Origin of the sequence: Peptoniphilus sp. GNH (genome assembly GCA_021307325.1) — a bacterium.
Taxonomy (GTDB): Bacteria; Bacillota; Clostridia; order Tissierellales; family Peptoniphilaceae; genus KA00134.
Genome location: CP089931.1, coordinates 1,212,732 through 1,227,538, shown reverse-complemented (window position 1 = coordinate 1,227,538; position 14,807 = coordinate 1,212,732). Strand labels below are relative to the sequence as shown.

Genomic DNA, 14,807 nt, shown 5'->3' with positions numbered 1-14,807 from the left:
GGTAAGAAATGAATGCAAAAGAATATTTAAAACAAGCTTTTTATTTAGACAAGAGAATTAACAGTAAGCTAGAGCAAGTTGAAAGTTTAAATGCCTTAGCTACAAAAGCTACATCGACCTTATCAGATATGCCCAAGAGTCCTAGTAGAGGAACATCTAAACTTGAAGATACTATTGTTAAGATTGTAGATCTTCAAGAAGAAATTAATAGGGATATAGATAAACTTGTAGATTTGAAAGCAGAGATGGTTGGAACAATTAAACAAATTCAAAACAAGGAACTTCAAGTCATTCTTGAAAAAAGATATCTTTGCTTTGAGACTTGGGAGAAGATAGCAGTTGATATGAATTATGATATTAGACATATTCATAGACTTCACAATCTGGGGTTAAAAGAAACTTCAAAGCTAATCAAATCCTGTCATGAAATGTCATAGAATGTCACTATGGAGTTGTAGTATTATTAAAATAGCAAAAGAATAATTAAAAGAGCCTTGGAGATTTAATCTTCAGGGCTTTCTTTATGGAGTGATAAAGTGCCGAGAAAACCTAAGAGACCATGTTCACATCCAGGTTGTCCTGAATTAGTTGATGGACGATTCTGCAAGAAACATGAGAAAGAATACAACAGAAACTATGAAAAATATAAAAGAGATCCTAAAACTCATAAGCGTTATGGAAAAGCATGGAGACTTATACGAAAAAGATATGTAGCAGAGCATCCACTTTGTGAGATGTGTTTAAAAGAAAATAGAATGACAAAGGTAGAGGAAGTACATCACATACTTCCTCTTTCACTTGGTGGAACTAATGACGAGGACAATCTTATGAGTCTTTGTAAATCTTGCCACTCAAAGATTCATGCAAGGAGTGGAGATAGATTTGGAGGATAGTTTTACGTGGGGAGGGGGAGTCTTAATCTCTACGACTTATTTCCCTACCAACGGTGCCGCCCTCTCACGCACAAAAAAACGGGTTCAAAGGCCCTATTAAAGAAAATAATAAACATAGGAGGTGATAGTATCGCTAAAGACGGAACATACAGAGGTGGAAGACGAGTAAAAGCAGGAGGGAAACCACAGCCTGCTGTTGAAAAAATAGAGAAAGGTAAAAAAGTAGAAATATTAATGAATGATATTCCAACATTTACTCCAGAAGAAATAGATGCTGTTGACTTACCAGACGGAGCAGTCCTTGATGGAGCAGATATGCCAACACCTAGTGACTATCTATCTGCAAAACAAAAGAATGGCATACCATTAGGTGCAGATGAAATATATAAAGAGACTTGGAGTTGGTTAAAACAGAGAAACTGTGAAAACTTAGTAAATCCAAGATTATTAGAATCCTACTCCCAGGCTTTTGCAAGATACATTCAATGTGAAGAGGCAATAAGTCAATTTGGACTTTTAGGAAAGCATCCTACAACTGGTGGAGTTATTGCATCTCCATTTGTGCAGATGTCTAGTCAGTTTCAAAAAACAGCTAATCTTTTATGGTATGAGATTTACGACATTGTAAAAGAAAACTGCACGGAAGTCTATGAAGACTATGGAGAAGATATGATGGAAAAATTACTTAGAAGCAGAAAGTGAGGTAAAGATATTGTTTGAAAAAGTAAATCCAAAGCATCCAGATAAATTGTCGGATTGCATCGCTGGTGCAATTGTAGATTTAGCATATAAAGAAAAGGACAATCCTAAAATAGCAGTTGAAGTATTGCTAGGGCATGGAAATTGCCATGTCATTATTGAAACGGACTGCAAGTTAAATAAAAAAGAAATTGAAGCAGCGATTAGGAGAATAACGGGAGAAGTAAAAGTCGATGTAAAAATTGTAGAGCAAGACATTCACTTATCGAACAATCAAAAAGAAAAGATAAGATGTGGTGACAATGGAATTTTTAAGGGAGTACCCACATCAGATGAAGAAAAGAAACTATCTTTAATTGCTCGTGAAATTTATTCTAATTATCCCTACGATGGGAAATACATCCTTGATGGAGATAAACTCATCATCTGTCAGTCAAATGTACCAACAGAAATTTTAAAATCGATTTATCCAAGAGCAATTGTAAATCCATTGGGGGATTGGACTGGGGGATACAATGTTGATACTGGAGCGACCAATAGGAAACTCGGATCTGACATGGGAAGAGCAGTAACTGGTGGAGGTCTTCATGGTAAAGACCTATCCAAGGCTGATGTATCAGTCAATATTTATGCCCACCTAAAGGCACAAGAGGAAAATAGAGAGGTTGAATTATCCTGTGCAATCGGGGATGAAACTGTTGATGGTAAACCATATTCAGAAATTGTAGAAATTGCTAGAAACTACATTAACTCTATTGGTGGTTTTGAGGAATTTGCTAAGTGGGGGCTAATATGATTACAACAAAAGAAATGAAATTAGTTGATATCGAAAAACTTGTTCCCTATGTAAATAATGCAAGAACTCACTCACAAGACCAGATTAATAAACTACGCTCATCAATTCGAGAGTTTGGTTTCATCAATCCTGTAATTATTGATAAAGACTATGGAGTTATTGCAGGCCATGGAAGAATTATGGCAGCAAAGGAAGAAGGTGTAAAAGAAGTACCTTGTGTCTTTGCAGACCATCTAAATGATGCACAAAAGAAAGCATATATCTTAGCTGATAACAGAATGGCTCTTGATGCTGGTTGGGATGAAGAACTATTAAGGGTAGAAATTGAATCCCTAGAAGATTATGGTTTTAATGTAGAACTTACTGGTTTTTCACCAGATGAACTATCTAATATTTTTGACTTAGGAAACGATACAGAAGATGATGACTTTGATGTAGATGAAGAATTGGAAAAACCTACTTTTTCAAAGGTTGGAGATATATGGACTTTAGGTAAGCACAAACTTATTTGTGGAGATTCTACAGATGAGACTATTTATGAGAAATTAATGGGAGAATCACAAGCAAATCTTATCATCACAGACCCTCCATACAACGTAAACTATGAAGGATCAGCTGGAAAAATTAAAAATGACAATATGGAGCAAGGTAAATTCTATGAATTTTTACTAAGCTCCTTTTTAAATATGGAAAAGTTCCTCGCAGATGATGGCTCGATATATGTTTTTCATGCAGATACAGAAGGACTTAATTTTAGAAAGGCATTTCAAGATGCTGGATTTTATTTATCTGGTACTTGTATTTGGAAGAAACAGTCCCTTGTACTTGGAAGAAGTCCCTATCAATGGCAACATGAACCAATCCTCTATGGCTGGAAGAAAAAAGGAAAACACAACTGGTACACAGGAAGGAAAGAGTCTACCATTTGGGAATTTGATAAACCAAGAAAAAATGGCGACCATCCCACTATGAAACCTATCCCACTTTTATCTTATCCAATTAAAAATTCATCAATGACAAACTCCGTTGTACTTGATCCATTTGGTGGAAGTGGAAGTACACTAATAGCTTGTGAACAGACTTATAGAATTTGTAGGATGATAGAACTTGATGAAAAATTTGTAGATGTCATTGTAAATAGGTTTATTGAATTGGTTGGCAGTGATAAAGATGTAAGCCTTTTAAGAGATGGAAAAGAGTATAAGTATGAAGATGTTTTTAATCTGACTTGATATAAATCCTAGATTTAGTGATATATGTATGTGAGGGGATTAGATGATTTCAAGGGAAATTATACAAAAATTAAAAGAGACATATCCAGTAGGTACAAGAGTAAAACTAATCCAAATGGAAGATGACCAAGCACCTCCAGTTGGAACTTTAGGCACAGTTTATGGGGTGGATGCCATTGGATCAATCCTAGTAAAATGGGATAATGGTTCGATGTTAAATGTAATTTTCAGAGTGGATAGAATAGAAAAAAATATCGAGTAAAGGTTGAGATATAGCCATTATATTCTCTAATTAACTTGACTTATTTTTGACAGTACGGTTATATGTACATACAAAAAAAGGTAAGGAGAAAAATATGGCATACAAATACATGAAAACACAGGAAGATTTAAATGAGTTAATCAACTCTTCAGCAATTACAATGCTTGGACTTTATGAAGGAGAAAATGGAGACTTAGCTTTTCAAGATTATTTAAAAGACTACCTTGAAGATGACACAATTTACATCACGATGGGAAAAACAATCAACGAATTTTATGGAACTAGCCTTCCTGAAGACTTAAGGATAGTAAGTTTAAAATACAATAAACTTGGAAGACTTCCAATGATAAGGATTGAGATTGGAGCAAAGTGGTTTGACGACTTTATAGATAATCTCCAAAAGAAAAAGAAAATAGGAGTAAGATAAATGACAAACCAAGAATTGAAAAGACAATGCTTTTTAGAAGCCACCAAAAGAATTAATGAAAGAAGAGATCGAGCACTTTTAGAAATTGCAAAGACAATGCTTTTTAGAAGCCACCAAAAGAATTAATGAAAGAAGAGATCGAGCACTTTTAGAAATTGCAAAGAAACATTCTTATGCAATAGAAGAAAGAGGAGACTTAGAAAAAAGAAACAATGATTCAGAAGACTTTTTAGAAGTTTCAGTATGGTCATTAAAAGAAATGTTAAAAGAGGCTTATGAATTAGGAAAACAAAATAATTAAAAACCAAGAAATTGAGCGAAGGCTCTTTTTCTCGTAGTGAACTAGCTAGGGCTAGTATTTTTTATATTCAGTTTTAGAGGAAGGAGGTCAAATGAAATATAAACCAACAAAATTTATGCTACCTACATCTCACTATGATAAAAACAAAGCAGATTATGCCGTTACCTTTATAGAATGCCTTAAACACACAAAAGGTAGATGGGCAGGTAAAGACTTCAAGCTTATTGACTGGCAAGAAGAAATAATTAGAGACTTATTTGGAATTGTAAAAGATACAGGATACCGACAATTTAATACAGCCTATATTGAAATACCAAAGAAGATGGGAAAGTCTGAACTTGCAGCTGCCATAGCACTCCTCCTTACTTGTGGTGATGGAGAAGAAAGAGCAGAGGTATATGGATGTGCTGCCGATAGACAGCAAGCAACTATTGTCTTTGATGTTGCAGCTGATATGGTAAGAATGTCTCCAGCCCTTTCTAAAAGAGTAAAGATTCTAGCATCACAAAAGAGAATGATATATAAACCGACAAATTCTTTTTATCAAGTCTTATCTGCAGAGGCTTATTCTAAACACGGATTTAATATTCATGGTGTGGTCTTTGACGAACTTCATACCCAACCTAACAGAAAGTTATTTGATGTCATGACAAAAGGGTCTGGTGATGCGAGAACCCAACCCCTATATTTTCTTATAACAACTGCTGGAACAGATACAAAATCAATCTGCTACGAAACACATCAAAAAGCAGTCGACATACTTGAAGGCAGAAAAACTGATCCAACTTTTTATCCTGTTATTTATGGAGCAGATAGAGAAGACGATTGGACAGATGAAAAAGTATGGCATAAGGCAAATCCGTCTCTTGGAATCACAGTTCCAATAGAAAAAGTAAGACAAGCCTGTGAATCTGCTAAGCAAAATCCAACTGAAGAGAACTCCTTTAGACAGTTAAGATTAAATCAGTGGGTCAAACAAGCAATTAGGTGGATGCCCATGGGAAAATGGGACTTATGTAACTTTGCTGTTAATGAAGAAGAACTAAGAGGAAGAGTTTGTTATGGAGGTCTTGACCTATCATCAACAACAGATATTACGGCCTTTGTTTTAGTCTTTCCTCCATTAGATGAAGATGATAAATATCAAATATTACCCTACTTTTGGTTGCCAGAAGATAATCTTGACCTAAGAGTAAAACGAGACCATGTAAACTATGACATATGGAAAAAACAAGGCTACATTCAGACAACAGAGGGTAATGTAGTCCATTATGGCTTTATTGAAAAATTCATAGAAGACTTAGGTGAGACATATAACATCCGAGAAATAGCCTTTGATAGATGGGGAGCAGTTCAGATGGTTCAAAACTTAGAAGGGATGGGTTTTACAGTAGTTCCCTTTGGTCAAGGATTTAAAGATATGTCTCCACCAACAAAAGAATTAATGAAACTTACCCTTGAAAGAAAAATAGCCCATGGAGGACATCCCGTTCTAAGATGGATGATGGATAACATCTTCATACGAACAGATCCTGCTGGAAATATTAAGGCGGACAAGGAAAAATCTACAGAAAAGATTGATGGTGTAATTGCTACAATTATGGCACTTGACAGGGCTATAAGGTGTGGTAATGATATAAGTGAATCGGTCTATGATGATAGGGGATTACTTCTGATATAACCAAAATAGAGTTTAATAACAATTATGATTTGATATAATGGAATAAAGATGAAAATACAAAATTCAGGAGGCACAAATCATGAGACCAAAGTTCAGTTATTGGATTATTTTATATCCTTTTATTAAAAGTTATTTAAAGTCTCGATTTCCGAAAAACCAAGTTCGTGAGATATTTAAAAATGCAAAGCGAGAGTATAAAAATTTGATGGTAAAATCTGAGGATATAGGTGAAGATAATCCTATGGCATCAAATTTATATTACTCAATCTTGTTTTTTTCATTCTTGTACGGAAATCCATCTTTAATAAACAAAAGCATTCTGGCAGAATTAATGGAGTATGTTATCACTCATCCAATAATAAACAAATTGAATAAAAAGGATTTCAATAATAGTAAAGACATGGAAAAGTTTAAAGAAAAGATGATAGAAAATTCGAAATGGGCAGATGAAAACCTAATTAAATATCCAAGTACATGGAAGTTTAACTTTGATGATTCTCATCAAGACGGTTGTTATTATTATTTTACAAAATGTCCAATTGCTAAATATTTTAAAGATAATGGTTTAGAAGAATATACACATCTATTTTGTGAGCTGGATTATTTGACTATAAAGGCATGTAAGGGTAAGTTAATTCGACATAATACATTAGCAGATGGTGATGAAATATGTGATTTTTGGATTTTAGGAGACCAAGCAGATTATCCAAATTAATTTATAATCTTTAGAGCATCTACATTAGTAGGTGCTTTTTTCATACCTACTTTTAGGAGGTGGTAATATAAACATTTTAAATTTAATATTCACCCATAAGGGCACAGGTAAGTCGAGAGACAAACCTAAAGACGGGGAGAGGATATCTTCATCGTCTTTTTTATTTGGGAGAACAACGGCAGGAAGGAATGTAACCGAATTTACTGCTATGCAAATGACGGCAGTTTATTCATGTGTGAGGGTTCTTGCTGAAACCTTAGCAGGACTTCCACTTCATCTATATAAAAGGGGAGATTCTAATTCAAAGGAAAAAGCAAAAGACCACGCCATATATTTTCTCTTACACGATGAACCTAATACTGAGATGACTTCATTTGTATTTAGAGAAACACTAATGACTCATCTTCTTTTATGGGGTAATGCCTATGCTCAAATAATTCGCAATGGAAGAAATGAGGTCATCGGACTTTATCCACTAATGCCAAATAAGATGACTGTTATGAGAAGTGAAGATGGAGAAATCTTTTATAAATACAATCATAAATCAGAAGAAGTTTATCTTTTAAAAGAAGATGTTCTTCATATACCTGGACTTGGTTTTGATGGTCTTATTGGTTACTCGCCAATTACCATGGCCAAGAATGCAATTGGTATGGCTATGGCTTGTGAAGATTACGGCGCTAGCTTTTTCCAAAATGGAGCACAACCAGGTGGGGTTTTAGAACATCCAGGCATAATTAAAGACCCAGAGAGAGTAAGGGAGTCATGGAATGCAGCCTTTCAAGGGCCTAAGAACGCCAACAAAGTGGCTGTACTTGAAGAAGGGATGAAATACCAACCGATTGCTATTGCACCAAGTGAAGCCCAGTTTTTGGAAACTAGAAAGTTTCAGTTAAATGAGATAGCAAGAATATTTAGAATACCACCTCATATGATTGGTGATTTAGAGAGGTCGTCATTTTCAAATATAGAACAGCAGTCACTTGAGTTTGTTAAATACACACTTGATCCTTGGATTGTTCGTTGGGAACAATCTTTGGAAAGAGCACTGCTAACAAAAAAAGAAAAAGAATCCTACTTTATTAAATTTAATCTTGATGGACTTCTAAGAGGAGACTATGAATCAAGGATGAATGGATATGCTGTAGGAAGACAGAATGGCTGGATGAGTGCAAACGACATAAGAGAACTGGAAAATTTAGATAGGATCTCGGCTGAAGAAGGTGGAGACCTATATCTTGTAAATGGAAATATGCTACCACTTGATAAGGCAGGTAGTTTTTATCAGCAGAAAGGAGAAGTGATAAGTCCTAATGAAGAACAATAAAATATTTTGGAATTGGAAAAAGGATTCAAATGAACTCTATATAGATGGAGTTATTGCAGAAGAGTCTTGGTTTGATGATGAAATCACACCAAGGCTCTTTTTTGAAGAATTAAAAAACAAAAGTGGAGATATAACTGTGTGGATCAACTCCCCTGGTGGTGATTGTATAGCTGCATCGAGAATTTACACCATGCTTTTAGAGCACAAAGGAAATGTGACAATTAAGATTGATGGGCTTGCAGCATCAGCAGCATCTGTCATTGCCATGGCAGGAACTGAAGTATTGATGAGTCCAACATCATTAATGATGATTCACAACCCTTTAACTGTAGCTATTGGTGACTCAAAAGAAATGCAAAAAGCCATAGATATGTTAAAGGAAGTTAAGGAGTCAATCATCAATGCCTATGAGATTAAGACAGGTTTATCCAGAGAAGAGATTTCTAATCTAATGGATGGAGAGACTTGGTTTGATAAGAATAAGGCCATCGAGATGGGTTTTTGTGATGGAACTCTCACTGACAAAAGAAAAGATGAAAAAGTTACGAACATGGTCTTTTCAAGGCGAGCAGTTACAAACTCCCTTTTAACAAAGATAAATAAAGAAGTGAAAACTCACTCAATGAGTGAGGTCGAAGGCAGATTAAACAATATTAAAAATACTTGGAGGTAATTATGAATATTAAAGAACTTTTAGAAAAGAGAAGTAAAGCTTGGGATGAGGCAAAAGCATTTGCTGAGTCTAAGACAGATGAAAAGGGTCTAATGTCTGACGAAGATTTCAAGACATATGAAGAGATGGAGAGAACTATCGAGAATTATACTCGTGAAATCGAAAGAAAGAAGAGGGAAGAAGAAATGGATAAATCCTTGGAAAAACCTACTACTCAAGCACTAACAAATGAACCTGCTACTTTTAATGAAGAAGAAAAGCCAATGAGAGCAAGAAATACCTATAAGAAATCCATGATGAAGGCATTAAGAACTAACTTTAGAGATATTTCCAATGAATTAAAAGTTGGTACAGATGAAAGTGGTGGATACTTAGTTCCTGAAGAGATGGAAGCAGATATTGTAAACGGTCTTGAAGATGAAAATATTGTAAGAAAATTAGCTACAAAAGTTCAAACTTCTGGTCTTCATAAAATTAATATTGCAGCTACAAAGCCTGCTGCTCTATGGGTAGAAGAAGGTGGTCAACTTACCTTTGGAGATGGTACATTCGACCAAGTATCTCTTGATGCACACAAACTTCATGTTGGTATTAAAGTAACTGAAGAACTTCTCTATGATGCAGCCTTTAATTTAGAAAAATACATCACTGAAGAATTTACTAGAGCACTAGCAAATGCTGAAGAAGATGCCTTCTTAAATGGCGATGGAGTAAATAAGCCTACAGGAATTTTTGACTCTAAAAAGGGTGGAGAACTTGGTGTGACAACAAAGGCTCAAACAATTACTGCTGATGAATTAATTGATTTAGTTTACTCTCTAGACAGACCGTATAGAAAGAAAGCAGCCTTCATTTTAAATGATGCAACAGTTGCTCAAATTAGAAAACTTAAGGATGTTAATGGTGCATATATTTGGCAACCATCACTTAAAGATGGAGAACCAGATAGACTTTTAGGATATCCTGCTTATACATCTGCCTTTGCTCCTAAAGCTGAAAAAGGAAAACTTGCAGTAGCCTTTGGCGATTTTTCTTACTACAAGATTGGAGACAGAGGAAATAGGTCATTCCAAGACTTAAAAGAATTATTTGCTGGTAATGGAATGGTTGGTTTCTTAGGTAAAGAAAGAGTAGATGGAATCCTTGTATTAAGAGAGGCAGTTAAACTATTAAAAATTGGTGCTACTGCCTAAGGAGTAGATTATGATTACTCTTGAGGAGGCAAAGTCATATTTAAGGGTGGATTTTGATGATGAGGATGAGATGATTGAATCTCTCATCCAATCATCAATAAAGCACTCCATGGATGTAGCAAGGGTTGATAGTGAAGAAGACCTTTCTAAAAATCCAAATGGAAATATAGCTGTCTTATATATGACTGCTTATCTTTATGAACACCGAGAAGAGGCAGATTATTCTGAATTAAACTTAACTCTAAGGGCTTTATTATTTGGAATGAGAAAGGCTGAGTTCTAATGAAAATATCGGATTTAAATAGAAAAATTACCTTTCAAAATAAAAATGTTGAGGTGGATGGAATTGGTAACCATAAATCGGTATGGGCAGATTATCTAGAAACATCAGCCTATATATCATTTCAAGGTAAAGGAGAAGAAGTTTTTCTTGGGATGGAAGTAGATAGGTCAGACATTTCTTTTACTGTAAGATTTCAAAATAGGTTGAAGAAGATTAACACTTCAGAATATAGAATTCTATTTGAAGACGAAATTTACAATATCATCTCTATTGACTTTATGAACTACAAAAATAGATTTATAAAGTTTAGGTGTAGGAAGGTGAGTAGATGAATGTAAAAATTGAAAACCTCACCAGTGAAATAATGAAGGGCTTAGAAGAATATTCTGATATGGCAACAGATGAAGTCAAAAAGGAAGTAAAAAAAGCTGGTAGCAATATTAGAAAAGACATACAAGAAAATGCACCTGTAGGAGAAACAAAGAAATATTCTAAATCTTGGTCTGTTAAAACAATGAAAGAAACTTCAAACTCAATAGAACTCGTAGTCCATTCAAGAAATAGATATCAACTGGCGCATTTGCTTGAGAAAGGGCACGTCCTAAGACAGGGTGGAAGAGTATCTGCTAGGCCTCATATTGGACCAGCTGAAAAGAAAGGATTCAGAGAATTGGAAGAAAATATAATGAGGAAATTACAAGATGGATAGGTTATTAAAGATAATTGAAAAGATAGGACTTCCATTTGCCTACTCACATTTTGCTGAAGGAGAAAGCCCTGCTCCACCATTTATGGTCTATCTATTTCCAAAGAATAAACACTTTGGTGCAGATGGAGTAGTTTTTTACAAAAACACCCAGATTGACTTAGAACTTTACACTGATAAGAAAGATTTAAAACTAGAAGAAAAGATAGAAGCGATCCTTGATAGAGAAGAAATCTATTATGAAAAATCTGAAGTTTGGATTGAATCAGAAAGACTCTATGAAGTTTTGTATGAATTCACACTTAATTTAAAAATTACGGAGGTAAATAACAATGGCTAATAAAGTTAAATTTAATATTTGTAACGTACATTACGCTCTCTTTGATAAAACCGAAGAGGGCGTTATTAAATATAAGACACCAGTGCCAATGCCTGGTGCTGTTTCGATTTCATTAGATCCAAATGGAGAACCTGAAAGCTTTTATGCAGATGGAATTGAATACTACACTATTTCAAACAATATGGGCTATGACGGAGATTTAGAAATCGCCCTTATTCCAGAGTCCTTTAGGACTGATGTTTTGATGGAAAAATCAGATTCTAACAAAGTTCTAATTGAGTCATCAAATTCTGAAACTGCAAACTTTGCACTGTTATTTGAGTTTGATGGCGATCAAAAGAAAATCCGTCATGTCATGTATAACTGCTCAGCAGCAAGACCTACTCTCGAAGGAGAAACTAATGAAGAATCAAGAGAAGTTCAACCGGAAACCTTGTCAATTCAAGCAAGACCACTTCCAAATGGAAATGTAAAGGCTAGAACAGGTGAAGAAACTACGAAGGAAACTTACGATGGTTGGTACAAGTCGGTCTATATGCCAACAGAAACGACAGTAACACCTTCAAGAGCAAGTGTTGGAGGTAAATAAATATGGCACTAACCAAGAAAATTCAAATCGATGGGAAAGAAGTTGTTTTCCGTGCATCAGCAGCTATCCCAAGAATCTATAGGCTTAAATTTGGAAGAGATATCTTCAAAGACTTAATGGAATTAGAAAAGTCCATGAAGAAAAATGATGAAGATAAATCTAATCTTGATATAGGTTCACTTGAGTTATTTGAAAATATAGCCTATGTAATGGCTAAACATGGAGATAAATCTGTGCCAGATAGTCCAGAAGAATGGTTGGATAATTTCTCAACCTTTTCAATTTATCAAATTCTACCTCAGCTAATTGAGTTGTGGGGACTTAATATAAAATCGGAAGAAGTCCCTAAAAAAAAGTAAGACCAACAGAAAGACCAATGACCACACCCTTGTTTCTATTAAGGGCTGTAGAATTGGGTCTTTCTGTTTCTGATTTATCTCTACTAACAATTGGACTTGTAAATGATATGTTCACAGAAAAGAATAATGACGACTATAAATACAAAGAAGTAGCTACGCAAGAAGACTTTGATAAGTTTTAAGTCATTACGAATGATATTGACAAACAAAAATTATTGTTTTACAATAATAAATAAAGATAATTATCGTTTTACAATAATTCAATGGGGAGGATCATAATGAGAAAAAGATTTTTAATAATGGCTATTTTTCTTGTTTTTTCTATAGTTTTAACTTCTTGTAGTCCAAATACTACAACAGAACAAACAAGTAGTAAAAAAGAAGAAAAGATTGAAATATTTGATTCTAACAATAAAAAAATTGTTGAAACAGAAGAACAAGAAGTTTTAGACTACTTTGGCAATTTAACAGGAATGAGCGTAGCAAATATTAATGATAAAAACTTCGACAATTATTTTAAAGAAATACCAGATGATGCAATAGAGTCTTACCATTTCATATTAACCAGCAAGAGAGAGGATAAAAAAGCTACAAAGATAGATTTTTATATTTATGAAAATTATCCATATATTACAATGGAGGGAATGCCCTTGATGCCATCATCATTAACCTGGGAACTTTCTAAAGAAGATTTAAATGATCTGAAAGATAAAGTACAAGAATGGAAAGATGTAGATGATAATAGATAAACGAAAGTGTTGAGGAGAAGTTATGAAGAGTTTTATTTTTAAAATAGCGATTATATTATCTAAGGTTTTAAGATATATTTCATATTTAGGAGCAGGTTTTACCTTGCTTGGAAGTGTATTAACTCTGATTTTTAAAGATGATGTAATACAAGTAGTTGAATCTAATCAATTTAATCTACAAGAAGTTTCACTTCCTTTTATTATTTATTCATGCTTGAGTGCTCTTATGATATTCATTATTGCTGGTTTCTCATTGGATAAATTTGAGAAGATTTTAGTGAATTTAGAGAAGAAAGATTATTTTTCAGACTTAAATTCAAAATATTCGAGAGATATATTAATAGCACTTATAATTCTGACGATTTGTCAAATTATTTCTATGCTAGTTTTCAATTATCTTAAAGTGGACAATATTAGCAGTGTTTTTAATTTAACTATTAAGGATTATTTAACGAATATAATTTTGATGGTTATAGCATTTTCATCAATGATGATATTTAATTCGGGAAAATCCTTAAAAGAAGATTCGGAAAGTATAATTTGAAGATGAAGGCTCAAATAATTATAAATCTGGATCAAGTATTAAAAAACAAAAATATGACATCAAAAGAGCTCGCAGGAAGGATAGGAATAACCGAAGCAAATTTATCAATATTAAAAACAGGAAAGGCCAAAGGTATCAGATTTAATACTTTAGCTAGCATTTGTAAAGAGCTTGATTGTCAACCAGGTGATTTATTGGAGTACGTTTATAACGAAGAGTAATAACGTATTCAACGTATAATATAATGACAATGTGTTGACTACGCACGAATTTAGTCATATAATAATCTCAAAGGAGATGATGAAATGGCTACAACAAATTTGAATATAAGGACAGATAAAGAAATAAAAGAAGCAGCAGAAAAAATATACTCTAGTTTAGGTTTAAATATGACCACTGCAATTAACATGTTTTTAAGGGCGAGTATTAGAGAAAGTGGCATTCCCTTTGAATTAAAACTTGATGTTCCTAGTGATGAAACTATAAAAGCGATTGAAGAAGGAAGAATGATAGCTAAAGATACGAATGTGAAATCCTATGACAATATGGATGACTTGAGGAAAGCCCTTGAAGTATAAAATAAAGTTTACAAAGAGATTTAAAAAAGACCTAAAGCAGGCTAAAAAACAAGGGAAAGATATTGAAAAGTTGTTTGATATTATTGAAAAAATAGCTAGAGATGAAACTCTTGATGAAAAATATAGAGATCATTCATTAACGGGAAATTACAAGGGGACTCGTGAATGTCATATAGAGCCAGATTTTTTATTAATATATGAAAAAATAGAAGAGGTTTTAGTATTATCTCTAGTAAGGACTGGCTCACACTCTGAATTATTTAAGTAACAACGATGAATTTAAAAAGATAGTGATGGAATTAAATGGTAAAAAAGAAATTATGGTTGATACTAGCAATAATTGCATTTGTCACACTTATATTATCAATATACATGTCACATAAAACTGGAAAAACAGAGTATGCGTGGATAATTGGTTCTATGCTTTTTGGTATAGGGTGTGGTAGCAAATACGCCAATG

General features: G+C 33.9%; 25 protein-coding genes. All 25 read left to right on the top strand.

Going from position 1 to position 14,807, the window contains the following annotated elements; all coding sequences use genetic code 11:
* Positions 1-8: 8 nt before the first annotated feature.
* The gene (locus LV469_06065) at positions 9-437 is read left to right on the top strand and encodes a hypothetical protein (GenBank protein UHR02206.1); all 429 of its coding nucleotides are present in this window, start codon (positions 9-11) and stop codon (positions 435-437) included.
* Between the two features lie 99 nt (positions 438-536).
* Positions 537-893 (top strand): HNH endonuclease, encoded by a 357-nt coding sequence (locus LV469_06060; protein ID UHR02205.1) that lies wholly within the window; start codon positions 537-539, stop codon positions 891-893.
* Positions 894-1,022: 129 nt separating this feature from the next.
* Positions 1,023-1,595, top strand: coding sequence for a P27 family phage terminase small subunit (locus tag LV469_06055; protein UHR03595.1), 573 nt, complete (start codon positions 1,023-1,025; stop codon positions 1,593-1,595).
* A 10-nt stretch (positions 1,596-1,605) separates the two neighbouring features.
* A complete protein-coding gene (locus LV469_06050) occupies positions 1,606-2,388 on the top strand; it encodes an S-adenosylmethionine synthetase N-terminal domain-containing protein (protein UHR02204.1) in 783 nt (260 codons plus the stop codon).
* Entirely contained in the window at positions 2,385-3,620 is a 1,236-nt protein-coding gene (locus LV469_06045; protein ID UHR02203.1) for a site-specific DNA-methyltransferase, read from the top strand. The genes LV469_06050 and LV469_06045 overlap by 4 nt, the downstream gene beginning before the upstream one ends.
* 43 nt (positions 3,621-3,663) lie before the next feature.
* Positions 3,664-3,882 carry a DUF4314 domain-containing protein gene (locus tag LV469_06040; GenBank protein ID UHR02202.1) on the top strand — a complete coding sequence of 73 codons (219 nt, stop codon included), beginning with the start codon at positions 3,664-3,666 and terminating at the stop codon, positions 3,880-3,882.
* 94 nt (positions 3,883-3,976) lie between these two features.
* Positions 3,977-4,309, top strand: coding sequence for a hypothetical protein (locus LV469_06035; GenBank protein ID UHR02201.1), 333 nt, complete (start codon positions 3,977-3,979; stop codon positions 4,307-4,309).
* 85 nt (positions 4,310-4,394) lie between these two features.
* A complete protein-coding gene (locus LV469_06030) occupies positions 4,395-4,610 on the top strand; it encodes a hypothetical protein (GenBank protein UHR02200.1) in 216 nt (71 codons plus the stop codon).
* Positions 4,611-4,701: 91 nt separating this feature from the next.
* A complete protein-coding gene (locus LV469_06025) occupies positions 4,702-6,291 on the top strand; it encodes a terminase large subunit (protein ID UHR02199.1) in 1,590 nt (529 codons plus the stop codon).
* A gap of 79 nt (positions 6,292-6,370) precedes the next feature.
* Positions 6,371-7,006, top strand: a complete 636-nt coding sequence (locus LV469_06020) for an L-2-amino-thiazoline-4-carboxylic acid hydrolase (GenBank protein ID UHR02198.1) — start codon at positions 6,371-6,373, stop codon at positions 7,004-7,006.
* A gap of 31 nt (positions 7,007-7,037) precedes the next feature.
* Entirely contained in the window at positions 7,038-8,333 is a 1,296-nt protein-coding gene (locus LV469_06015; GenBank protein UHR02197.1) for a phage portal protein, read from the top strand.
* On the top strand, positions 8,320-9,006 hold the full coding sequence (locus LV469_06010) for a Clp protease ClpP (GenBank protein ID UHR02196.1): 687 nt from the start codon (positions 8,320-8,322) through the stop codon (positions 9,004-9,006). The genes LV469_06015 and LV469_06010 overlap by 14 nt, the downstream gene beginning before the upstream one ends.
* 2 nt (positions 9,007-9,008) lie before the next feature.
* On the top strand, positions 9,009-10,199 hold the full coding sequence (locus tag LV469_06005; GenBank protein ID UHR02195.1) for a phage major capsid protein: 1,191 nt from the start codon (positions 9,009-9,011) through the stop codon (positions 10,197-10,199).
* 10 nt (positions 10,200-10,209) lie between these two features.
* Positions 10,210-10,482: a head-tail connector protein gene (locus LV469_06000; protein UHR02194.1), complete on the top strand. Its 273-nt coding sequence runs from the start codon at positions 10,210-10,212 to the stop codon at positions 10,480-10,482.
* Entirely contained in the window at positions 10,482-10,814 is a 333-nt protein-coding gene (locus LV469_05995) for a phage head closure protein (protein ID UHR02193.1), read from the top strand. Before LV469_06000 ends, LV469_05995 begins: the two co-directional genes overlap by 1 nt.
* The gene (locus LV469_05990) at positions 10,811-11,191 is read left to right on the top strand and encodes an HK97 gp10 family phage protein (GenBank protein ID UHR02192.1); all 381 of its coding nucleotides are present in this window, start codon (positions 10,811-10,813) and stop codon (positions 11,189-11,191) included. Before LV469_05995 ends, LV469_05990 begins: the two co-directional genes overlap by 4 nt.
* Complete coding sequence (locus tag LV469_05985; GenBank protein UHR02191.1) at positions 11,184-11,528, top strand: hypothetical protein; 345 nt, start codon at positions 11,184-11,186, stop codon at positions 11,526-11,528. The genes LV469_05990 and LV469_05985 overlap by 8 nt, the downstream gene beginning before the upstream one ends.
* On the top strand, positions 11,521-12,117 hold the full coding sequence (locus LV469_05980) for a phage tail protein (GenBank protein ID UHR02190.1): 597 nt from the start codon (positions 11,521-11,523) through the stop codon (positions 12,115-12,117). Before LV469_05985 ends, LV469_05980 begins: the two co-directional genes overlap by 8 nt.
* 2 nt (positions 12,118-12,119) lie before the next feature.
* Complete coding sequence (locus LV469_05975; GenBank protein ID UHR02189.1) at positions 12,120-12,476, top strand: hypothetical protein; 357 nt, start codon at positions 12,120-12,122, stop codon at positions 12,474-12,476.
* Positions 12,477-12,493: 17 nt separating this feature from the next.
* Complete coding sequence (locus LV469_05970) at positions 12,494-12,658, top strand: hypothetical protein (GenBank protein UHR02188.1); 165 nt, start codon at positions 12,494-12,496, stop codon at positions 12,656-12,658.
* 96 nt (positions 12,659-12,754) lie between these two features.
* Positions 12,755-13,225 (top strand): hypothetical protein, encoded by a 471-nt coding sequence (locus tag LV469_05965; protein UHR02187.1) that lies wholly within the window; start codon positions 12,755-12,757, stop codon positions 13,223-13,225.
* A gap of 22 nt (positions 13,226-13,247) precedes the next feature.
* Complete coding sequence (locus LV469_05960) at positions 13,248-13,769, top strand: DUF2975 domain-containing protein (GenBank protein UHR02186.1); 522 nt, start codon at positions 13,248-13,250, stop codon at positions 13,767-13,769.
* A gap of 2 nt (positions 13,770-13,771) precedes the next feature.
* Positions 13,772-13,990, top strand: a complete 219-nt coding sequence (locus LV469_05955) for a helix-turn-helix transcriptional regulator (GenBank protein ID UHR03594.1) — start codon at positions 13,772-13,774, stop codon at positions 13,988-13,990.
* An 84-nt stretch (positions 13,991-14,074) separates the two neighbouring features.
* A complete protein-coding gene (locus tag LV469_05950; GenBank protein ID UHR02185.1) occupies positions 14,075-14,347 on the top strand; it encodes a type II toxin-antitoxin system RelB/DinJ family antitoxin in 273 nt (90 codons plus the stop codon).
* Positions 14,337-14,615: a type II toxin-antitoxin system YafQ family toxin gene (locus LV469_05945; protein UHR02184.1), complete on the top strand. Its 279-nt coding sequence runs from the start codon at positions 14,337-14,339 to the stop codon at positions 14,613-14,615. Before LV469_05950 ends, LV469_05945 begins: the two co-directional genes overlap by 11 nt.
* Positions 14,616-14,807 lie beyond the last annotated feature (192 nt).